The 22,050-nt window shown below is 50.3% G+C and carries 21 protein-coding genes; 14 read left to right on the forward strand and 7 right to left on the reverse strand.

Annotation, left to right across the window (positions count from 1 at the left end; translation table 11 throughout):
* Positions 1-216: 216 nt before the first annotated feature.
* The 3 genes from ACO0LK_RS25060 to ACO0LK_RS25070 all read left to right on the forward strand — a co-directional run bounded on the left by ACO0LK_RS25060 (position 217) and on the right by ACO0LK_RS25070 (position 2,748).
* Positions 217-597 (forward strand): BlaI/MecI/CopY family transcriptional regulator, encoded by a 381-nt coding sequence (locus ACO0LK_RS25060; protein WP_186945337.1) that lies wholly within the window; start codon positions 217-219, stop codon positions 595-597.
* Positions 594-1,949 carry a M56 family metallopeptidase gene (locus tag ACO0LK_RS25065; protein WP_422979979.1) on the forward strand — a complete coding sequence of 452 codons (1,356 nt, stop codon included), beginning with the start codon at positions 594-596 and terminating at the stop codon, positions 1,947-1,949. The genes ACO0LK_RS25060 and ACO0LK_RS25065 overlap by 4 nt, the downstream gene beginning before the upstream one ends.
* A 76-nt stretch (positions 1,950-2,025) precedes the next feature.
* On the forward strand, positions 2,026-2,748 hold the full coding sequence (locus ACO0LK_RS25070; protein WP_422979981.1) for an SIMPL domain-containing protein: 723 nt from the start codon (positions 2,026-2,028) through the stop codon (positions 2,746-2,748).
* 75 nt (positions 2,749-2,823) lie between these two features.
* On the opposite strand, the gene ACO0LK_RS25075 is transcribed toward ACO0LK_RS25070, so the two are convergent.
* Entirely contained in the window at positions 2,824-4,083 is a 1,260-nt protein-coding gene (locus ACO0LK_RS25075) for an acyl-CoA dehydrogenase family protein (RefSeq protein ID WP_422979983.1), read from the reverse strand.
* 62 nt (positions 4,084-4,145) lie between these two features.
* Positions 4,146-5,219 carry a phosphotransferase gene (locus ACO0LK_RS25080; protein ID WP_422979985.1) on the reverse strand — a complete coding sequence of 358 codons (1,074 nt, stop codon included), beginning with the start codon at positions 5,217-5,219 and terminating at the stop codon, positions 4,146-4,148.
* A gap of 450 nt (positions 5,220-5,669) precedes the next feature.
* Here ACO0LK_RS25080 and ACO0LK_RS25085 point away from each other — a divergent pair, with 450 nt between their 5' ends.
* Positions 5,670-8,312, forward strand: coding sequence for a hypothetical protein (locus tag ACO0LK_RS25085; RefSeq protein ID WP_422979987.1), 2,643 nt, complete (start codon positions 5,670-5,672; stop codon positions 8,310-8,312).
* 50 nt (positions 8,313-8,362) lie between these two features.
* Here ACO0LK_RS25085 and serB read toward each other — a convergent pair whose 3' ends face one another.
* Both serB and mfd read right to left on the reverse strand, forming a co-directional pair.
* Positions 8,363-9,223, reverse strand: coding sequence for a phosphoserine phosphatase SerB (serB, locus tag ACO0LK_RS25090; RefSeq protein WP_422979989.1), 861 nt, complete (start codon positions 9,221-9,223; stop codon positions 8,363-8,365).
* Between the two features lie 50 nt (positions 9,224-9,273).
* Positions 9,274-12,705 carry a transcription-repair coupling factor gene (gene mfd, locus ACO0LK_RS25095; RefSeq protein WP_422979991.1) on the reverse strand — a complete coding sequence of 1,144 codons (3,432 nt, stop codon included), beginning with the start codon at positions 12,703-12,705 and terminating at the stop codon, positions 9,274-9,276.
* Positions 12,706-12,823: 118 nt separating this feature from the next.
* On the opposite strand from mfd, the gene ispD reads away from it, so the two are divergent.
* The 9 genes from ispD (at position 12,824) to ACO0LK_RS25140 (ending at position 18,327) form a co-directional block, all read left to right on the forward strand.
* Positions 12,824-13,561: a 2-C-methyl-D-erythritol 4-phosphate cytidylyltransferase gene (gene ispD, locus ACO0LK_RS25100; RefSeq protein WP_422979993.1), complete on the forward strand. Its 738-nt coding sequence runs from the start codon at positions 12,824-12,826 to the stop codon at positions 13,559-13,561.
* The gene (ispF, locus tag ACO0LK_RS25105) at positions 13,551-14,054 is read left to right on the forward strand and encodes a 2-C-methyl-D-erythritol 2,4-cyclodiphosphate synthase (protein WP_422979995.1); all 504 of its coding nucleotides are present in this window, start codon (positions 13,551-13,553) and stop codon (positions 14,052-14,054) included. Before ispD ends, ispF begins: the two co-directional genes overlap by 11 nt.
* Positions 14,055-14,092: 38 nt before the next feature.
* Complete coding sequence (locus tag ACO0LK_RS25110) at positions 14,093-14,365, forward strand: DUF4404 family protein (protein WP_186945328.1); 273 nt, start codon at positions 14,093-14,095, stop codon at positions 14,363-14,365.
* A 95-nt stretch (positions 14,366-14,460) separates the two neighbouring features.
* Positions 14,461-14,619, forward strand: a complete 159-nt coding sequence (locus ACO0LK_RS25115; RefSeq protein ID WP_422980085.1) for a cytochrome bd-I oxidase subunit CydX — start codon at positions 14,461-14,463, stop codon at positions 14,617-14,619.
* Between the two features lie 143 nt (positions 14,620-14,762).
* A complete protein-coding gene (locus tag ACO0LK_RS25120) occupies positions 14,763-15,242 on the forward strand; it encodes an FKBP-type peptidyl-prolyl cis-trans isomerase (RefSeq protein WP_186945327.1) in 480 nt (159 codons plus the stop codon).
* A gap of 122 nt (positions 15,243-15,364) precedes the next feature.
* Positions 15,365-15,643 carry a DnaJ domain-containing protein gene (locus tag ACO0LK_RS25125; protein ID WP_186945326.1) on the forward strand — a complete coding sequence of 93 codons (279 nt, stop codon included), beginning with the start codon at positions 15,365-15,367 and terminating at the stop codon, positions 15,641-15,643.
* Positions 15,640-16,239: a hypothetical protein gene (locus tag ACO0LK_RS25130; RefSeq protein ID WP_422979997.1), complete on the forward strand. Its 600-nt coding sequence runs from the start codon at positions 15,640-15,642 to the stop codon at positions 16,237-16,239. The genes ACO0LK_RS25125 and ACO0LK_RS25130 overlap by 4 nt, the downstream gene beginning before the upstream one ends.
* A 9-nt stretch (positions 16,240-16,248) precedes the next feature.
* Positions 16,249-17,013: a hypothetical protein gene (locus ACO0LK_RS25135; RefSeq protein ID WP_186945324.1), complete on the forward strand. Its 765-nt coding sequence runs from the start codon at positions 16,249-16,251 to the stop codon at positions 17,011-17,013.
* A gap of 90 nt (positions 17,014-17,103) precedes the next feature.
* Positions 17,104-18,327 (forward strand): hypothetical protein, encoded by a 1,224-nt coding sequence (locus ACO0LK_RS25140; RefSeq protein WP_422979999.1) that lies wholly within the window; start codon positions 17,104-17,106, stop codon positions 18,325-18,327.
* 242 nt (positions 18,328-18,569) lie between these two features.
* Here ACO0LK_RS25140 and ACO0LK_RS25145 read toward each other — a convergent pair whose 3' ends face one another.
* The 3 genes from ACO0LK_RS25145 to ACO0LK_RS25155 form a co-directional block, all read right to left on the reverse strand.
* A complete protein-coding gene (locus tag ACO0LK_RS25145) occupies positions 18,570-19,730 on the reverse strand; it encodes an iron-containing alcohol dehydrogenase (RefSeq protein ID WP_422980001.1) in 1,161 nt (386 codons plus the stop codon).
* 64 nt (positions 19,731-19,794) lie between these two features.
* On the reverse strand, positions 19,795-20,547 hold the full coding sequence (locus ACO0LK_RS25150) for an SAM-dependent methyltransferase (RefSeq protein ID WP_422980087.1): 753 nt from the start codon (positions 20,545-20,547) through the stop codon (positions 19,795-19,797).
* Positions 20,548-20,673: 126 nt separating this feature from the next.
* A complete protein-coding gene (locus tag ACO0LK_RS25155; RefSeq protein WP_422980003.1) occupies positions 20,674-21,285 on the reverse strand; it encodes a Maf family nucleotide pyrophosphatase in 612 nt (203 codons plus the stop codon).
* A gap of 126 nt (positions 21,286-21,411) precedes the next feature.
* Here ACO0LK_RS25155 and ACO0LK_RS25160 point away from each other — a divergent pair, with 126 nt between their 5' ends.
* A complete protein-coding gene (locus ACO0LK_RS25160) occupies positions 21,412-21,936 on the forward strand; it encodes a YceD family protein (protein WP_186945319.1) in 525 nt (174 codons plus the stop codon).
* The last annotated feature ends 114 nt before the right edge of the window (positions 21,937-22,050 follow it).

Below are 22,050 nucleotides of genomic sequence, written 5' to 3' on the forward strand. Positions count from 1 at the left end.
TTTCAATCGCATAAAGCAATTCCGCAGGCTTGCAACACGGTATGAAAAATTGGATAGAAACTTCCTTTCCTTCATCAATCTTGTATTTGCTTACCTTTGGATTTATTGAATGTTAACAGCCCCTAGTGCTGTTGGAAAAAGTAGACAAAATGATCTAGACAAATTAATCTAGACCATATATTCTACATTCACATCAACACTAGCCATCAGCAAGCCATGACCAAAAACACCTCGCGCAAACCTACCGCCGCAGAACTCGATTTACTGCGCCTGATCTGGCAAACCGGGCCGGCGACGGTCAAGGAAGTGCATCAGGCTGCCATCAAAGACCGGCCAGAACTCAGTTATGCAACGGTTTTGCGTCTGATGCAGGTCATGCATACCAAGGGCTTGCTTAGCAGGGATGAAGAGCAACGTTCACACATCTATGCGGCAGCACAAGCCCAGGATTCCTTGCAGACCAATCTGTTGAAGGATTTGATACACAAGGCATTCTCCGGTTCGGCAAAAGACTTGGTCATGGCCGCTCTGCGCGGGCATGTGAGCAAGGAGGAGCGGGCCGAGATACAGAAATTGTTGAATGAGGAAAAGAAATGAGCCAATTTCTTCCATCCCTTATCAACGCCCTAGGCTGGGCTTTGCTGCACTTTGTGTGGCAAGGCTGCCTGATTGCTCTGGCGCTGGCTTTATTGCATACCCTGATCGGGCAACGTCATCTCAGATTGCGGTATGTCTGTAGCTACATCGCTTTGCTTGCCTGCATCATTGTGCCAGCAAGGGAGTTGTACCTGCACCTGGGGACCTCTGCAACTGGCAGAGATGTACAGGTATTGAGCGAGATCTTGGTTTATCCGGTGTGGAATTCAACTGGGACGATGAGCATATCAGCCTGGCTGGAAATGCATCTGAGCGACATCGTAATGGTATGGCTGCTATGCGTTGCCTTGCTGGCCATGCGCATGGGTATTGGTCTGCTATGGATAGGCACCTATGCAAGCCCTCGGCGCAGCAAGCCAGACCTGTGGTGGCAGGCGCGCATTGATCAACTGAGCCGACAATTTCAGATTCAGGGCAAGGTAGTGCTGCGTGTCGTGGATGATTTGAGCACACCCTTGGCCGTTGGTATTTTCCGCCCCATGATCTTACTACCGGGCGCCATGCTGAGCGGCATGCCGGTAGACCTGCTGGAAATGCTGGTGGCACATGAAATGGCCCATATCAAGCGTCATGATTATTTGCTCAACCTAGTGCAGTCCACGATAGAAATGCTGCTGTTTTATCACCCGGCAGTATGGTGGATATCCAGGCAGATCCGTCATGACAGAGAAGAAATTGCGGATGATCTAGCCGCAAGAGTGACAGGCGAACCGCGGCGCCTTGCTCTTGCACTTTCTGAATTGGCCAACTTCCAATTCACAACCCCTCAACTAGCCCAGGCGGCACATGGAGGAAATCTTATGTCTCGTATCAAACGTCTTGTCAAACCTGAAGTAAGCACCGTCAACTGGAAGGCCGCGCTTGCCATTCTGGGAATCACCACCAGTTGCCTGGCAGCGTATGCTCAGGCAAATGTTCCGGTTGCAGCAGTTGCACCAGTCGCAATAGTCACATCAGCCGAAATCAGCCAGCAGGCCATGGATGCAGCAAAATTGGCAAATGAAAGAGATGGGGACAAGAAACCTGTTATCAATTTCAAAGACTGCAAGCCAGAATATCCCCGTGCATCAATCCGTCGTGAAGAAACGGGAGTTGTACAGACATCGGTACTGGTTGCTTCTGATGGACAGATATTAAAAGCCAAAGTGGATCGCTCAACAGGCTTCCCGGATTTGGACAATGCGGTCACTAACGCGCTTGAAAACTGTGCCGTCAAGGCGATTCCAGGGCAAGTAAAAGGTGAAAATGCCATGCTGTGGGTGAAAGTGCAGTATGTCTGGAAATTGAAATAAGTATCAGGTTTTGCTGGTGGCAGCGAGGCTGCCACCAGTTTCTAATTCAAGACTGCAAAAATAATAATCAATAAATATGAAGCTTCGCCATTTCAGATTTTTTCTTTTCGCATTGATTTCCATCGGTGCAAAAGCAGGCACATTGCCTGCCTATCCCTTTATTCACGTCAATGGCAGCGCCACGATCACTTTGCCAGCCGATGTTGCCGAGATGGATTTTGAACTAACTGCTTTCGAAGCTGGTGCAGACGAAACGCTGGCACAGTTAAATACGCAATCCAATGAAGCACTCGAATTTTTGTTGAGTCATCACATTGCTGCAACTGATATTGAAGTGCATGACACCAGAAAATTGGTCAGCGCGAATGAAATGCAGGCAAATGAACCGCGCCTGCAACATCACCGCCTGATCAGGACATTCCATATTTATGTCAAAAATCTGGAGCAATGGAATGTAATGACACAATACCTGCTGTCCAGGCCTTATCTGGGTAATTTTTCAGTGCGGTTTGGACGTACGGATTATGCGCAAATCGAGCATCAACTGACAGCCAGTGCGGCAGAAAATGCGCGGGACAGGGCGAAGGAACTGGCGACGGGTTTTTCAGTCAAACTGGTGGGACCAACTGCGATTTCGGAGCAGGCATTAAGCCGGATAGACAGTGAACTTGGACTGGATGGGGCCAGGCTGATAAAAGCCAACACCAGTGCGGGCGACAAACCCACCATGACTGATCTGTCTTTGCCCGGGGCATTGATGTACAAAAAATCCGTCAATGTGATTTTCCGTACCCGGTGATGCCAGGTTGAGGTGGTTGTGCGCAATTCGTGAAACTATTGAATTGCGCACACGCTTCTAACAAATTTTGATTGCTTAAGAGCGGGTAATCGGCAAGCCCAGGTCTTCATTCAGACTGATATGCTTGGCCAGTTCCAGCTTGGCGATTGCATTTCTGTGTACTTCATCCGGGCCATCCGCAAGACGTAAAGTGCGGTTGCCGGCCCATTGCGCCGCCAGCGGGAAGTCGCCAGAAACACCGCCTGCACCATGGGCCTGTATGGCCCAGTCCAGTACTTGCTGGGTGACATTCGGTGCCAGCACCTTGATCATGGCGATTTCTGCCTGTGCATGTTTGTTGCCGACGGTATCCATCATGTACGCCGCTTTCAGGGTCAGCAGGCGTGCCGTGTCGATTTGTATGCGTGATTCGGCAATGCGTTCACGCCAGATACTTTGTTCCGAGATTTTCTTGCCAAAGGCAGTACGGCTGTTCAGGCGTTTGCACATCAATTCCAGTGCGCGTTCTGCCACACCTATGGCACGCATGCAGTGATGGATGCGGCCAGGGCCAAGACGACCCTGGGCAATTTCAAAACCTCGGCCTTCACCCAAAAGTATATTTGATGCCGGTACACGCACGTTCTCAAATAGAATTTCGCAATGGCCATGTGGCGCATCATCGTAACCAAAGACCGGAAGAGGGCGGACCACAGTGATACCCGGGGTTTTGGCATCTACCAGTATCATCGATTGTTGTGAGTGGCGGGCGGCATTGAAATCAGTCTTGCCCATCAGGATGTACACGGCACAACGCGGGTCACCTGCGCCAGATATCCACCATTTATGGCCATTGATGACATAGTCATCGCCGTCGCGGTCGATGCGGGTTTCGATATTGGTCGCGTCCGATGAGGCAACGCCAGGTTCTGTCATGGCAAAGGCAGAGCGGATTTCACCACGCAACAGAGGTTCCAGCCATTGTTTCTTGTGTTCTTCGCTGCCATAGCGCTCTATGGTTTCCATATTGCCGGTATCGGGGGCGGAGCAGTTGAATACTTCCGGTGCCCAACCCACACGGCCCATGATTTCGCAAAGTGGTGCGTAATCCAGATTCGACAAACCTTCTGGCGCACGCACCGATTTTGGCAGGAACAAGTTCCACAAACCCTGCGCACGTGCTTTCGGTTTTAAATCTTCAATGATCTGGGTGGCGATCCAGCGATTGCCTTTTTCAAGGCCATTGCGATCGATTTCTTGCTTGTAGGCTTTTTCATTCGGATAGATATGCTCATCCATGAAGCGCAAGAGCCGGCCTTGCAAGTCTTTACAGCGATCTGAGTAGTCGAATTCCATGTTGTCTCCAATATTGTGTTCGTTTTTGTTACTGTGGATCTGAAAGAATGTACCGCCTGGATTTATGCTTGCTTTTTGACGTAACTCCAGCCCAGTTCTGCCATAGGGCGTGCTGATTCACCAGATTTTTTTGCCTGTGCACTGGATGCAGTACCATCGACATAACGCTTCATGATGCCCTGTAAAATACCGGCCATGCGGAACAGGTTATAAGCCAGATAGAAATTGAAATCTTCCGGGCGTATGGTTTTGCCGGTACGCTCGCAATATTTGGCAATGTATTCCTGCTCGTTGGGGATGCCCAAGGTCTTGTGATCAAGTCCGGCAATACCACGGAACTGACCGGGCGTTACATGCCAGCTCATGCAGTGATAAGAAAAATCAGCCAGTGGATGGCCGAGGGTTGACAGTTCCCAATCCAGTAAGGCCATGATGCGTGGCTCAGTAGGATGGAACATCATATTGTCGAGGCGGTAATCACCATGTACGATGCTGGTGTCGTCACCAGGCGGAATATTATGTGGCAGCCATTCTATGAGCTTGTCCATGGCTTCGATTTTTTCAGTCTCGGAAGCACGATACTGTTTGGTCCAGCGGTCTATCTGACGGGCGAAATAATTGCCCGGCTTGCCGTAGTCGGCCAAACCAATAGCGGCATAATCTATGGTGTGCAATTGGGCAATGACGCGATTCATTTCATCATAGATATCTGCCCGTTGTACAGGCGTCATGCCGGGCAGGGATTGATCCCACAGCACACGGCCATCGACAAATTCCATGATGTAAAACGCGCGACCGACGACATCCTCATCGGTGCACAGCGCATATTGCCGTGCAGCCGGAAAACCTGCTTTGTTCAAGGCATTCATGACCTTGAATTCACGTTCGATAGCATGGGCAGACGGCAGCAGCTTTGCTATCGGGCCAGGCTTGGCACGCATGACATAGCGCTGGTCGCCGGCACTGAGTTTGAAGGTAGGGTTGGATTGCCCTCCCTTGAATTGTTCAACCACCAGCTTGTCTGCCAGTGAAGCATCGAAACCTTCAACATGCTGACGCATATAGTCTGCAAGCGCCGCCACATCAAATTTCTGACGCTCGGCCACCGGCATGGTGCCCATGAATTCTTCAAACATCGGTGTCTCCTGTTAATCACGAAAATTAGCTCTGATGATTTGAGCTTATATGAGAAATAAGGCATTTAATTTTTATTAGGACTTACGCAAAACCGCCCCAGCTGCGTTGCAGCTCCTCTCCTAGGAGCCGCGTACTATTCGTACTGTCTTTTTCGCTACGCCTTGCTGGGACAATTTTGCGTAAGTCCTATTTATGCAGTTTAGCTGATTCGTGCTTTTCGAGACACGTCACGGCTCAAGTGCTTATCCCGGAGATTCTATCTTAAAAGTGAACGAGCGTACTATTTAATATTTGAATAATTTCCATGATTGAATTAATAATAATTGTTAATTAGTATTTAAAAATTGACAATTTAAGCGCCGATGGCCTATATTAAATCGGGCGTTTGAATATCTTGTGTGTTTCGTGGCTGTTCAATTCTTTGGAAGAAACTAATAGGGGAGCAGTCCATGACGAAGGCTGAAAGCGATACTCATCTCGACAGTGAACAGGCTGTGATCAAACGACGTCGACACTTTTTGTTTGGTGATGAAAATACCCAATCGGGCGAACCAAAAAATACCTGGGGATTGGCGCTTTCCGGCGGCGGCATTCGAAGCGCAACATTTTGTCTGGGAGTTTTACAGGCCCTGGCTCTGGCAAAGTTTGAGCAGTCTGGCGACCGATCGAATAATAGCCAAATAAATAAAGACAACATTCCTTTGCTCGCTCGTTTCGATTATTTGTCTACCGTGAGTGGTGGCGGGTACATAGGCGCTTTCTTTTCCAGTTTGTTCAGACCCCGTAAAAATCCAAAGGCAGATAAAACGCAATACTTGGATTCGCCAGCAGAGTCGCCGGATGCCATTGCCTTGCATGCCTATACAGTCTTGAAAAAAGATCCTCCGGGCCGCATGGGAAGTGCAGCTAATGAGCCTGTTGAGGAAATGAGCCACTTGGTTCCATTACGCTGGTTGCGTGATCATGGACGTTACCTTAGTCCCAATGGCGCGGGTGATTTAATGTATGACATAACGATAGCTATACGAAATCTGTGTGCTGTCCACTATGTTTTTGGTATTAGCTTGCTGACCCTGTTTTTATTGGCTTTCACTTTCCGTTATCTCACACGTGACCTCTTTAGTATCGAAGCATTCACAGCACCTGACATATCATATACCGCCAACCTGCTTTATATTCCGGTTGACTTATGTGGCTGGGGTATAGACATGCTTACAGTGCAGGGAGTCTCTCATATCAAAACAGGGATATGGTGGAGCCCCTGGTTTATTTTTGCAATTGGCTGGACAGCTGTTTGCGTACTTCCACTCGCAGTCGCATATTGGTATGTGGTTGAGGTGCCTCCGAAGAGATTTTATTCGCTACGTAATCCCTGGGTTCCGGCTTTGCTTATCGCGACTATCGTTGCCTTCTATTTGCATGGAATGAATTTTCATTTTAATTGGCCGATTAAGTATCCTTTGCAGCAAGGAGCTAATTTGGTATTGGCACTATTTGCAGTGATGATCCTTTTCTCACTCGTTTGGTTCTTTTGCGCAAATTGCGAAGTTAAATTTGTGCACAAAAAATTACGCCAAAAAATGACATCCTGGCTTTCTATAAATTTCACCACAGCCTTGTTCTTGCTGTGCTTGGCAGTAATTGAAACCTGTGGGCAATCTTTGTATTTGTGGTTGCGTAGCAGTGAAAGTATTACTTCAGTACTTGCCAGTGCAGCTGCGGTATTTGGAGCGACAATTACATTTGTGCGTAGTTTTTCAGCAGGAATTGCACAGCCTGGTAAAAACAGTATTCTCAATAAAATACCACTGGATGTCATACTCGGCGTACTCGGGGTAGTGTTATTGCTGATATTGCTTGTTGCTTGGTATGTACTGGCTGCATTTCTGTTTTTGGGCGATATGTCTTTGCACAGTGTACAAACCAATTTGATAGGAAATGCCAGTCTTCCCAGGCTTGATTTTTCATGGGAATTCTTGCTTCTATTTTGCTATGCCGCGACGGCTACGGCAGGGTATTTTCTGGGTTTCGTTAATCAATCCAGTCTTCAGAGCATGTATTGCGCGCGATTGACACGTGCTTATCTTGGCGCATCAAACCAGTATAGGTTCGAAAAAGATGGTAGTGCCAAAGATGAGGTGACCACGCCCGTCGTTTCTGATGATTTTAATCACATGGAATATTACGATGGTCATAATCTGGGGCCTGCTCACCTGATCAATGTCACTATCAATGCAACGACTGGCAAGGGTGACAATCTTACTTTGAGAGACAGACATGGCCTGCCTTTGGCCATTACGCCCGATGGAGTAATGGTAGAAGGAAAGAAATGGGAAGGCGATTTTGCTGAATTAAGTATAGGGCAGTGGACAGGTATTTCGGGTGCCGCATTTTCCACTGGAATCGGGCGCGGTACTTCACTTGGCAAGGCCCTGGTGTTTTCACTGGCTAATGTACGTCTTGGTTGGTGGTGGAAATCAGGTCAAAAAGATACAAAGCCGGTGCCACCTGTCTTGCGAAACCAAGCTTATTTGAGGCGAGAAATGCAGGCTAGTTTTATGGGGAAAGAGGGCTCTCACTGGTATTTAAGCGATGGTGGGCATTTTGAAAATACCGGTGTGTTTGAATTGTTGAGAAGGCGGGTAGCAGTCGTGGTGTGCTGTGATTGTGGTGCTGACCCTACTTATCAGTTTGAGGATCTGGCAAATCTGATACGCCTGGCACGTATAGAATTTCAGGCGGAATTTACATTGATACAGCCTGATGATGCTGCCATTGATCTAAGCCATGCCAACGAATTGTTTGCGAACAGTCCTTCAGATTTGGCAATCGAGGCCGGAAATGGAAATCAGTGTGCACTTTTATATGAGGTCACTTATCCTGCATCTGGTCAGTTACCAAATAAAACAACCCTGATCGTCATCAAACCTCGTTTAATTAGTGACGCCCCATTGGATTTGGTCCAGTATCACAGCCAGCATACCGATTTCCCACAAGAGTCAACCGTGGACCAGTTTTTTGACGACGCACAGTGGGAAAGTTATCGCAAACTGGGTGTTTTGATTGGCGGGAAGTTATTTCCGGCTGGATGAATATGACTCGCGCCTGTCATGAGCAGGCGCGAGTTAATTGATGCAATGTCTTAGACTGGCGTTTTCAGCAGATTCAACACCCCATCCAGTCCCACAAAATTCAAGGCGACATCTGCCTGTGCACGCACTACGGGTTTGGCCCTGAATGCAACTGACAAGCCCGAAATTTTCATCATCTTCAAATCATTTGCGCCGTCACCCATGACAATAGCCTGGCTGGTTGAAATACCCATGTCAGCACATACGCGCTCCACAGTTCTTTGTTTTTCATCTGCGTCAACGATGGTGCCTATGACTTTGCCGGTCAGTTTGCCATCCTGGATTTCAAGTACATTGGAATGCGTGTAATTGAGGTTCAGGCGTGATTTCATGCGGTCGGTGAAGAAGGTGAAACCACCGGATACCAGCAAGGTCCTGAGGTCGGCTTGCTGTATGGTCTTCAGCATCTGGTCTGCGCCCAGTGACAATTGCAGGCGTTCGTCATATACGCGTTGCAAGGCGCCGGCATCCAGGCCTTTGAGCAGGGCGACGCGACGGGTCAGGCTCTCCTGAAATTCCAGTTCGCCGCGCATGGCAGCTTCGGTGATTTCTGCTACCTGCGGTTTCAGACCCTGCATGTCGGCGATTTCATCGATGCATTCTATGGTGATCAGGGTTGAATCCATGTCCATCGCCACCAGCTTGAAATCGGCCAGGGCAAGTTGTCTGTCCAGAGCTGTGACATCCAGTTGGGCAGCAAAGCAGCCTTCGCGTATTGCAGTCAGTGTCTGCTCATCGCATTCTGTATTATCCAGGCGCACTGCCTGATCATTCAGTTGTACCAGTTTTCCCTTGGTCTGGCTGGCGATGTCCTGGATGAGTGCGGTGTTATTACGGAGTGTGCTGTTTAGGCCTTGTATGGTCAAATGCATTGTCTTCTCTTTTTATTCACTTATTTTATTCGCTGATTTTATTCAATTATTTAGTGCAGTGCCTTGATAGTGGCCTTGATCTGGGCTACACGGCTGGCCAGGTCGGGCATGGCGGCTGTAATGCGCAGCTTGTCCTGACCATTGAGCTTGATGTTTTTATTTTTTTGCACCAGTTCTATGATGCGCATACCATCTATCGGTGGCTTGGGCTCAAACTGCAGGGTCGCAGCTTCGCTGTGGGCATCGATCTTGATGATGCCCAGCGGTTTGGCGGCAACGCGCAGTCTGTGTGTTTCCAGCAGCGATTTCACGGCTTCTGGCAGTTTGCCAAAGCGGTCTATCATTTCTTCCTGCATGTCATCAATGCCGCTGGCGCTGCTGCAATTGGCCAGGCGCTTGTAGATGGACAGGCGTTCATGCACGTCGCCACAGAATTCATTCGGCAGCAGGGCAGGGATGTGCAGGTTTATTTCGGTCGTGGTTGATAGCGGTGCGGCCAGATCAGGTTCCTTGCCATTCTTCAGCGAGCGCACGGCTTCATTGAGCATGTCGGAATACATCTGGAAACCAATTTCATGCATCTCGCCAGACTGGTTGTCACCCAGTACTTCACCGGCACCACGAATTTCCAGATCATGCATGGCCAGGTAAAAGCCGCTACCCAGTTCTTCCATCTGCTGAATGGCTTCAAGGCGGCGATTCGCTTGCTTGGTCAGGCTTTGCACGTCATGTACCAGCAAATAGGCATAGGCCTGATGGTGGGATCGACCGACGCGACCGCGCAATTGGTGTAATTGCGCCAGGCCGAATTTGTCCGCCCTGTGCATGATGATGGTATTGGCTGTGGGTACGTCAATGCCGGTTTCAATAATGGTGGTGCACAGCAAAATATTATGGCGTTGGGCCACAAAGTCACGCATGACTTTTTCCAGGTCTCGCTCATGCATCTGGCCATGTGCCACGACCACGCGTGCCTCTGGCAGCAGGGCTTCCAGCATGGCCTTGCGGTTTTCTATGGTTTCGACTTCATTGTGCAGGAAATACACCTGACCGCCACGTTTCAGTTCACGCAGGCAGGCTTCGCGGATGACGGAATCATCTTCCCCACGTACAAAGGTCTTGATCGCCAGCCGTTTTTGCGGCGCAGTGGCGATGATGGAAAAGTCACGCAAACCTTCCAGTGCCATACCCAGGGTGCGTGGTATGGGTGTCGCTGTCAGTGTCAATACATCGACTTCTGCACGCAGCGCTTTGAGGGCTTCTTTCTGACGCACACCAAAGCGATGTTCTTCGTCGATGATCACCAGACCAAGGCGGGAAAATTTGACATCGCCAGACAGTAATTTATGCGTACCGATGACGATATCGATGGTGCCATCGCCCATGCCCTTCATGGCCAGACTGATTTCCTTGCCAGAACGGAAGCGCGATAGTTCCGCAATTTTCACTGGCCAGTTGGCAAAACGGTCGGCAAAGGTTTGGGCATGCTGTTCTGCCAGCAGTGTGGTGGGTGCCAGAATGGCGACTTGCTTGCCACCCACGACGGCGACGAAGGCAGCACGCAAGGCCACTTCTGTCTTGCCAAAGCCTACATCGCCACAGATCAGCCTGTCCATGGGCTTGCCGGACGTCATGTCGCCAATCACGGCGGTGATGGCGGCTGCCTGGTCTGGTGTTTCATCAAAGCCAAAACTGTCGGCAAAGGCTTCATAGTCACGCGCAGAATATTCAAAGGCATGGCCTTGACGTGCAGCGCGGCGGGCATACAGGTTCAGCAGTTCGGCGGCGGTATCGCGGATTTGCTGCGCGGCTTTTTTCTTGGCTTTTTCCCACTGACCTGAGCCCAGGCTGTGCAAGGGCGCATCATCAGGTGACGCGCCGGAATAGCGCGAAATCACATGCAATTGCGATACTGGCACATACAGCTTGGTGTCTTTTGCGTATTCCAGATGCAGGAATTCGGTCTCACCTTCCCCCAAATCCATGCTGATCAGGCCCATATAGCGGCCTATGCCATGGTTGCTATGGACGACGGGATCACCTATTTTCAATTCTGACAGGTCGCGCACCATGTGCTCAACCTGGGTGACTGCTTCCTGCTTTTTGCGACCTATACGCTTGCCACTGCCGGCATATAGCTCGGCTTCGGTAATGAAAGCCAGTCCATCTGCCAGCACAAAACCGGCGTGCAAGGGAGCAACACCCAACATCAGCTTGGCGTCTGCCGTGACAAAGTCAGTATAGCCTTCGCACAGGCTCAGGCGGATATCATATTCAGTGAAGTACTGTTGCAGGGTTTCGCGCCGACCCAGTGTCTCGGCACAGATCATCACGCGCTTATCCGTTTGCAACAGGAAAGAACGCAAGTTCGTCAGTGGATCATCGGCACGGCGATTGACGGCGATATCTGGCAAAAAGCTGGAGACTTCTGAGGCAGCGGCTGTTTTGTCTGTATCAGCGATGGTCCAGCGGGCCAGAGGCTTCAGGGCTGCAAAGAAATCTTCATCACGTAAAAATACGGTTTCTGGTGCCAGTACCGGACGTTCGCGATCAGACTTTAAAAATTGGTAGCGTGAACGGGTATCGTTCCAGAAGCGTCTGATAGCATCATCGATATCGCCTATCAATGCAAAATATGGCGATTCGGGCAGGTAGTCAAACAGGGTCGCCGTTTGTTCAAAGAACAGCGGCAGATAATATTCTATGCCGGCTGAAGGGATGCCGTTGCCAATGTCCTTGTAGATGGACGAACGCGAAGGGTCACCTTCAAAAGTTTCACGCCAGCGGCTGCGGAAGGCGGCTCGTGCCGGTTCATCCATGGGAAATTCACGCCCGGGCAGCAGCCGTACTTCTGGTACTGGGTACAGCGAACGTTGGGTATCCGCATCAAACGTGCGTATGGTTTCTATGGTGTCGCCAAACAGGTCCAGACGGTAAGGCAGGGGGGAACCCATGGGGAACAGGTCTATCAACCCGCCGCGCACCGAATATTCACCCGGTGACATGACCTGGTTGACATGGCTGTAACCGGCCAGTGTCAGCTGGGTTTTTAGCCTGGCTTCATCAAGGCGGTCCCCTTTTTTGAAAAAGAAGGTGTAGGCTGCCAGGAAAGATGGCGGAGCCATGCGCAACAAGGCTGTAGTAGCCGGTGCCAGCAAGACATCGCAATTGCCGTTCTGTATTTCATGCAGGCTGGCCAGGCGTTCTGATACCAGATCCTGATGTGGTGAAAAGGCGTCGTAAGGCAGGGTTTCCCAGTCTGGCAGCAAATGACAACGCAATTCTGCATTAAACCAGGGGATTTCATCCAGCAGGCGCTGGGCATCTCCCGGGTTGGCAACAAAAATGGTCAGCATGCGCTTTTCCAGCTTGAGCGCAGTAGCGGCTTGTGCCAATGCATACGCATCGGAAGAGCCGTGCAGATAAGGAAGTGCCAGCCTGTGGCCGGGTTTTGCTAAAGATTTGCTGAAATCAAATGACATTGCGGCTAGACGAAAGGATGCCGTAAAACGTATTACGGAACAGGATACGCGGTTAAAATGAGCGCCTCATTATAAACGAACGGGCTCTTTGATATCAGAGAGCGCAAATCTGGATTGTATGGTCGCGGAAATCACATTACAGGATGAACTACGCTATTTTGCACTGATTCCGGCTGCGGGGGTGGGATCTCGCATGGGCGCAGCAACGCCCAAGCAGTATCTGCAACTGGGCGCCAAGACAATTTTGCAACATGCGGTCGATGCTTTTTTAAGTTTTGCGCCGGTACAGCACACCTTTGTCGTAGTCAGCGCTGGTGATAGTTATGTCGATACACATTTGCAAACAGCAGAGAAATTGACCGTGCTGCGTTGTGGCGGCGATACCCGCAGGGATACGGTACGCAATGGCCTGCGTCAGATGGCATTGCAACTGGCCGGTCAATTGAAGGCGGATGACTGGGTATTGGTGCATGATGCTGCCAGGCCGGGTTTGAATCAACACTTGCTGCAACATTTGCTGGCCAGTCTGGACGGGCACCCCGTCGGTGGCTTGCTAGCCCTGCCGGTGGTAGATACGGTCAAGCAGGTGCTTGATGGCAGGGTGAGGACCGCCTCGCGCGATGGTATGTGGCTGGCACAAACGCCACAAATGTTTCGCTATCAACTGCTGTGTGATGCCCTGGACCAGGCTGAACAGGTGACGGATGAAGCCAGCGCCATTGAAGCTGCAGGCTATGTGCCTGCACTGGTGGAAGGGCACCCTTGCAATGCGAAACTGACGCTGCCGGGTGATCTGGCCCTGATTGCCAGATTGATGGATATTCCATTTGAAGAAAGAAAGATTGATGCAAAATAAGATGCTGCCCTTCAGGATAGGGCAAGGTTATGACTGCCATGCTTTGGTGCCAGGACGCAAACTGATCATCGGGGGTGTGGAAATTGCGCATCATACCGGCTTGCTGGGGCATTCAGATGCCGATGTGTTGCTGCATGCGATTACCGATGCACTGTTTGGCGCAACCGCACTGGGCGACATAGGCAGACATTTTCCAGATACGGATATCCGCTTTGCCGGTGCCGATTCGCGCGTATTGTTGCGGGAAGCCGTTAGCCGGATTCATGCGGCTGGCTATCAGGTGGGTAATCTGGATGCCACCATCATTGCCCAGGCGCCGAAGATGGCACCGCATATTGCAGCCATGGTGGCGAATATTGCCGATGATTTGCAGGTAACTGTGGATCAGGTCAATATCAAAGCCAAGACCAATGAGCGTCTCGGTTATCTGGGGCGGGAAGAGGGGATTGCTGCTGAAGCAGTAGTGCTGGTTTTTCCCAGGGCAAACGCCTAAACTGAATGTAATATGAAAAACAATGGAGGAGATGCCGTATGAAAAGCGAACACCTGAAAAATTTATTGACCCAGTTACATCAGGAACTGGCCGGTGCTGGTCCCGTTGATGAAGAGTTGAAATCTTTGCTGGAAACCCTGAGCACTGATATCCATCAGGTGCTGACGACGTCGAAGCAGCATGACGACCCTGTGTTCGCCGCACTCAGTGAACGTTCACAAGCCTTGTCAGCAAAATTTGCAGCCCAGCATCCCAAACTGGAACCGGCTTTGCGTGAACTGGGGACCATGCTGGAGAAAATCGGCGTGTGAATGTGCTTTGTGGCAAGTTTCATTTCAACTGCTTCTGCCTAAAACCGCCATCATGGCGGTTTTTCATTTGGCATGTTGAACATTGGGAATAGAAAATAGGCTTGGTGCTGGCATTTGGTATCATTAATGCCATGTGGCTGGAAGCGGACTATGCTTTCCGTGACCGTGACCGCGACGAAGCACAGGCCAAAGAACGTTTCGAACAGGCGCGACAGGGGTCTAGAGAAGGCAGGGCAGGCAAACATGATACTTAAGGCTGCCTCTGTTAGAATAGAGGGTTAGCCTGAAGGGATGGGGTGGTCGGTTTGTATGCCTGTTTTTGTCCTTGCCCCCAGTCTTTTTCATTTTTGTCGCATAGAATGCACAATTACATCTCGCAATCAAACCTATTACAGCCATGCAAATTTCACAAAATACCGTCGTCAGCCTGAATTACGCCATGTATAACGCCGAAGGCGCGCTCATCGACCAGAATCAGCAACCTATTGTTTACCTGCATGGCGGATATGACAACATCCTGCCAGCGGTTGAGGCAGCGCTTGAAGGTAAAGCCGCTGGCGACAAGGTGTCCGTGACTTTGGCTCCAGAAGAAGGCTTTGGCGAATTTGACCCAGGTTTTGTACGTGAAGAAGATATCAGTGCCTTCCCACCAGATATCGAAGTTGGCATGACGTTTGAAACACGTGACCCAGAAACTGAAGAAACCATGCAGTTTCGTGTGACGGCCATCGATGCTGGTATCGTCACGGTGGATGGTAATCACCCTCTGGCTGGCATGACCATCCGTTTTGAAGCGGAAGTCATTGAAGTGCGTGAAGCCAGCGATGAAGAAGTCGTACATGGACATGTGCACGGCGAACACGGTCACCATCACTGATCTTTCTTGATGGGACTTCGGGTGCAGACCCGGTGAGGAGAGAAAGTTTCTCTCCTCGTACCTCTTTCATGACGGCAGGTCTGCTGTAGTAATGTCAGTCCAAATGCAAGCCAAGAGTGTGTATGAAAGACTATTATTTTGTTCTCGGCATCGCCAGTAATGCGAGTCTGGCCGACGTTAAAAAAGCCTTTCGTCAAAAGGCCTCAGAGTTCCATCCGGATCGAAATGATTCGGAACTGGCACCAGAAAAATTCCATGCCGTAAAAGAAGCTTACGATGTCTTGTCGGATGAGGCGGCCCGTGCTGCCTATGATGAAAACAGGCGACGTAACTTGCTGGATTCGCCACTGGAAACAGCTGGTGAAATCTGGAAAAATTATTTATCAGGAGTATTGCAGTGAAATTGTCGCGTTTTTTTGAAGACCTGATGTCGGTATACAAGGCCGAGTTGGAAGACCTGAAATCCGATTCCGAGGGTAAAAATGTACTCAAGGCCAGGTTGCGCGAAAAGGCAGAACAATTGCCCATGTTGTTGCCGATGATGGCCAGCAATCCAGAAATGCTGGCGGTAGCTTTTCACCAGGGCTTCATTTTCATGAATCCGCTGGCGCTGGAAGCCTTGTCCTCCAAGGAAGAAAATAAATTGCCTTCGTGGAAGAGTCTGTCGGCGGCAGTCAAACTGGAACCTTGGGCAGAGCCTTTGAGCCGCATCGTCTTGAAAGACCCGGCAGGCGAGGCGTTTCTGGTGATTGCGGCAGGGTTGGAATACCTGAACCGCAGCCAGCAGACGCGCAAACTTGGTGCCAGTGACGCGCAGGATGAGGATGACGAAGATAGGGAAGCCAACGAGGCCAGCGACGAATTGAAGGAAAGCGGTGACCTGGATGGCCAGTATGGCCGTCATGGCAGGGATGATGGCGACGATGGTGATGACTATGACCTGGGTGAAGCTGGTGCCGACTGGCTGGCGGAACAGGGCTTTGACCGTAAAGAATAAGGAGTATTGATGAACTATCCCGCATTAATCGAAGCACAGAGCCTGGTCAAGGCTGGCGATATCGCTGGCGCTGAACATGCATTGGCAAATCTGGCGGAAACCGAGGGCGATAAAGCCCTGGTGGCAGCACTGGATGAATTTCCGGCCAAGGATTTGCTGGCCATCATCCGCGAATATGATGCGTCCAAAGAATCACTGGTGAATTTGCTGGTGACGCCTGAGCAGTTTGCTCAGGCGGTAGTGCTGGAGCGCCGCTATGGCGACCAGACGCATGAGCAATTGCGCGGCATGGTCAATTCCGTGATTTTCCGTGAAGGGGCTGATCCGGCGGAATTTTTATATGAAATCGCCGAAGTCGATGGGGGTTATGATGCCTTGGTTGATTATCTGCTGGACCGTACGCAGATGGTCGAACATTTTTACCGTTATGCCACGTTTGATCTGTATGAATATGGCGACGAATCCAAGACCCGTGCGCTGGATGATGATTTGCTGAATCTGACTCGCGATACCGAAAGCCTGGCTTCACCTTTGGATATGGCAAACCTGGAAGACCATGACTGGATGCAGGTCACCTATATTCTGCGCTATGAATTACCGGAAATTTTCCGGGAAGTGCTGATGAAATTGCGTGCCCGTTATAAAGCCTATCAGGCCAGCCTGGCCCAGGATGAACTGGAAGGTGGTGAGGGCGTGGAAGAAGAGCAGGAAGAACGTCCAAAAAATAATGATGACGGCGATGACAAGGATGATGACGAAGAGTCTGCCCTGTAATCACTGATACTGTATTTCGTTCAGATGCCGGGTATGCCTTGCTGTACCCGGCGATAGTCTTGCCTTCATCCTGGAATCATCTGCACACCCATGTCTGAAAATACTTTCGAAATTGCGTTGCTGGACAATCGCCCCTTCTTTGAATCGGCGTTGCGCTATGGCGTGCAAAAGGCAATTATCAGTTCCACGAAAATTGCGGCAATAGAGACCGAGGCACCCAAGGGCATGGTGCAGATTGCCGAAGCTTTTGGCAGCAAATACCTGCGCCCCGAAATTGAAGCAGCACGCAAGCGTATCGTTAATCTGGCCAGCCTGTATCTGATAGAAACCAGCAAGGGTGATTTGGAGCTGGCAGCGAAGATAATACGTGATAACACTTTTTTGACACTGTCGCGTGGCGGTTCTGGCTTGCTGAAAACCTTGTTCGCCCTGCCTGAATATGCCTTGCTGGGACATGAAGCGAAAGGCAAGGTAGAGGATTTTCTGGAAGCCTGGTCGCTGAAAGAAAAACCGCTGGAATACAGAAATACACTCGAACACCGTCAGATGAATGCGCTGGAAATCGAGGCAGGTTACTGGTTCGGTGAAATGCTGGGCCTGTCTGCCAGTTACCTGAAAGAAGAAGATGTGGAGGCGGTGTCGGTAGTCCGCACAGCCTTGCTGTTGCAGATGTTTGGCAAGCCCGATGCGACGTTGCAGAACCAGGTGGAATTTGCCAGCCTGGTTGACTCTATACGCACAATTACGGCAGCCAAGCTGAAAAAAGCCTGGTCAGCCATTGATCTGGCTGATATCCCTGAGAAATTTCACGCTATTGTCGAGCGCGTGCTGGGTGAGATCAAATCCCACGACCTGCCGCGCCTGCAAGATAAAACGGACTCACTGGACAAACTAGTGTTTGAACTCAAGGATCGTTACTACCTGCGTGACCATGAAGTGGAAGATACGTCAGAATACGATGCACTGGTATCCAAAGAGTGGACCAGGCTGACCAAGGGCAAGACCGATATCGATTCGCTGTTGACCCTGTTTATCTGCATCGTGGGTGGCATTACACCCAAAACGACATTGCCTGAGAAAACGGCAAAAAGCCTGGTGAAAAAATTCCGCGACGAGGGATTTCAGCCAGAGCTGGCGACGGAATGGATTAAAACGGCTGCCCCCCATGAAAAGCAGGAAGGTTTGCTGGAAGACTGGAATAATTTTGTAGAGGAAGCTGGCAATTATTTGCTGGATGACTGGGATACCAATTACACCGGGGCCATGCGCTTTTTGGATGCGAATTGCCATATTGCGAAGCCGACAAAGAAATAAACTTGCAGCCATTCAGAGTTGAATGGCTGCACACACTTAAATATTAGGACTTGTGCAAAATTGTCCCAGCAAGGCTATCGCTTTTAGGAAACCTCCCTTGCAAGGGAGGTTCGTTGCGTTGGCAGACAATATATTGCCTGAAACCCCAACTTCACCGTAGCGACGAAGACAGTACTTTAGTACGCGGCTCCTAGGAGAGAAGCTACAACGCAGCTGGGGCGGTTTTGCGCAAGTCCTAATAATTACAAACTGAGCTCCAATACCTGACGACTGACATCCAGTGTCACGTCGCGTTTTTCACCCAGGCTGACCATGCGGTGGGTTTCCAGTGCCGACAGTATGGGCGCAATATCATTGCTGCCAAGCTGATAGTCGCTGAGACGGGTTTTGACGCCCATCTGTTCGAAGTAATCTTGCATGCGGCTGATGGCCGTTTCTATGCGGCTGTCTTCATCGCCATCGTGCAGACCCCAGACGCGTTCTGCAAATTGCAGTAACTTTGCCCGTTTGCCTTCCTTGCGTACGCGCAGCATGCTGGGCAGGACGATGGCCAGGGTTTGGGCGTGGTCAATATTGTGCAGGGCTGTCAGTTCATGGCCTATCATATGGGTTGCCCAGTCTTGTGGAACGCCAGTGGAAATCAGGCCATTCAAGGCCATGGTGGCACACCACATGAGATTGGCGCGTACATCATAATCTTCCGGATTGGCCAAGGCTTTCGGGCCTTCTTCGATCAGGGTCAGCAACAGGCCTTCGGCGAATCTGTCCTGTACCGGTGAATTGACCGGGTAGGTCAGATACTGTTCCATGATATGAACAAAGGCATCGACCGCACCATTGCCGATCTGGCGTACTGGCAGGGTATAGGTAGTGGTTGGGTCCAGCACGGAAAACTGCGGGAAGCAGTGACGGCTGGAGAAGGCCATTTTTGCCTTGATGGATTTGCGAGTGACGACACCGCCATTATTCATTTCCGAACCGGTGGCCGGCAGGGTCAACACACTGCCAAACGGCATCGCTTTGGTGACATTGCTGCCGCGTTTTTCCATGATGGCCCAAGGTTCGCCACCTTCAAACAAGGCTGCCGCTGCAATGAATTTGGTGCCATCAATAACAGAACCTCCGCCTACTGCCAGCAAAAAGTCTATCTTGCTTTGCTTGATGACTTCGACGGCCTTCATCAGGGTTTCATAGCTGGGATTGGGTTCGATGCCGGTAAATTCGGTGACCTTGCGTTCTCCCAGTGCGGTCATGACTTGATCGTACACGCCATTTTGTTTGATGCTGCCACCGCCGTAGAGCATCATTACATGGGCTTCGGCAGGGATGACTTTGTTCAGATCGGCAATGCGGCCTTTGCCAAACAATATCTGTGTCGGGTTGTAGAAATCAAAATTCAGCATGTTCATTTCCTCCAGAAAGAAGATATCTTAGCGCAAATATAAAAAATGAACCGGTCGTTCTTTTTTATTGTGATAAAAACAGGAAAACGGTCGGTTTTTTATGAAAATCAGGTGCCTGCTGTTTGGCCAGGCGGGTTTTCCATTCAGCGGCGGTTCTGGTTTGCAATGACTCTGTATCCAGGCTAAGGTCGGTGGCAACGCAAATCAGGGTGGATGGCTGGCACTGGCTGCTCAGCGCTTCCAGCATGGCCATATTGCGATATGGGGTTTCTATCAGTAATTGCGTCTGCTTTTCTTTTCTTGAGCGGTCTTCCAGTTCCTTGATGCGTTTTGCCCTGAGGGCTGCATCGGTAGGCAGGTAACCGTGAAAGGCAAAGCTTTGGCCGTTCAGTCCACTGCCCATCAGGGCCAGCAGCAGTGATGAGGGGCCAACCAGCGGGCGTACTTTGATCTGGCGCTTATGGGCCAGCCTGACCAGGTTGGCACCAGGGTCGGCCACCGCAGGCACGCCAGCCTCTGAGATCAGGCCCACATCATGTCCTTGCAATAGTGGCTGTAACAAACCTTCCAGCGCCTGTTCAGGTGTGTTGATGTTCAATTCTGAAATATGCATTTCCTGGATGCTGTGTTGCAATGGATGTTGCTGACTGAGGAACTTCAGATAGGCGCGGGTGGTTTTGGCGTTTTCAGCAACAAAGTACTGCAATTGTGCGCTGAATGCCTGCACGCTATCGGGGATGATGCTTGCCAGTAAATTGCCCTGTTGATTCTCATTGATGCCCAGGGTGTTGGGGATAAGGTAGAGCGTGCCTGTCATGGTGGTGAAATTCTCTTTGTTTTCGTTGTGTTCGTTGTATTCATTGTTTAAGGACTTTCGCAAAACCGCCCCGGCTACGTTGCAGTTACTTGCCAGGGTAATTTGTGAAAGTCCTGATGATAGGTTTTACATCTTAAAAAAACGCACTCCAGCGTTTCTTAGCATAGTGGTCAATGCAATCAGGGGCAGGCCGGTCAGGGCAGTCGGGTCTGTGCTTTGTATGCTTCCCAGTATGCTGACGCCCAGGGCTTCATTTTTGGCGCTGCCGGCGCAATCGTACGGTTGCTCTATGCGTAGATAGGCATCCAGTTCGGCATCGCTCAGGTCGCGGAATTGTACGGTAGTGGCAATGTCTTCGACTTGCAGACGAACCGGGGCATTCTGGCGTGTATCCAGTACACACAGGGCGGTATGAAATATCACTTCACGGCCACGCATCAATTGCAATTGCTTCAATGCATTTTCATGGTTGCCAGGTTTGCCGATTTGCAAATCATCCAGCGTGGCAACCTGGTCTGAGCCTATGATGATGGCTTCGCCCTGACTGGAGGCAATGGCCTCGGCTTTCTGGCGTGCCAGACGCAGCGCGGTATGTACCGGGCTTTCACCGTCGAACGGTGTTTCATCCAGCTCTGGTGCTATACTTTCGAATCCGAGTTGCAGTCTGCCTAATAATTCACGGCGATAGGCTGAGCTGGAGGCCAGAATGAGCCGGGTTGTTTGCTGGTTTATTTGCATTTTTGGACATGTGTGCCAGATTTTGCGCATAAAAATCATGAAAAATTAGCGCAAATTACGGCAATGCTTTGACTAAGAAGGTGTAATCCTGTTATTATCGCAGGTTTTCTGGGTTCAAATAATCCTATGCAAGCATTTGTGATCGACGCTTTCACGTTTTCTCGGCTCGAAGAGCAGCGTTCGGGAAGGTTTTTGGTTACAGATTTGCCCCGTCTGTCAGAAGAGAGTGCAAGTGCCGAAGGCGGATTGGACTGGACTCTGCAAGGTGGCAAGGACAAGCTGGGACATGCGCAGTTGAAATTGACTGTGGCTGGCTCGGTGCAGTTGTTGTGTCAGCGTTGCCTGACGCCGCTGGCATTTGAAATTGACTCTGAATCTGTATTGATACTCGCCAAAAACGAAGAAAATGCCGATGAAATAGACGCATTGCTTGATGATGACGAGGTCGATGTTGTAGTGGGTAGCAAAACATTCGATATCAAGGATTTGATAGAGGATGAGGCGCTACTGGCAATACCCCAATCGCCCAAACATGCAGTATGCCCGGATCAACCGTTGGCTTCAGCAAGTACTACTGCAGCGATTGAAGCAGAAGTCGGTAAAAAAGCATCACCTTTTGCTGTGCTGAAGAAAATTAATGGGCGTACCTAGTGGCATTATTCTGAAAAAACACTCAGGTCGAAGTATTGTTAGGGATTCTTGGCTGGTGATGATTGCACTCTCCAGTCAAGTGTGTTAAATTTTTAGAAACATTTTTTGAAGTAT

The organism is Undibacterium sp. Ji49W (genome assembly GCF_049340205.1).
Classification (GTDB): Bacteria; Pseudomonadota; Gammaproteobacteria; order Burkholderiales; family Burkholderiaceae_D; genus Undibacterium.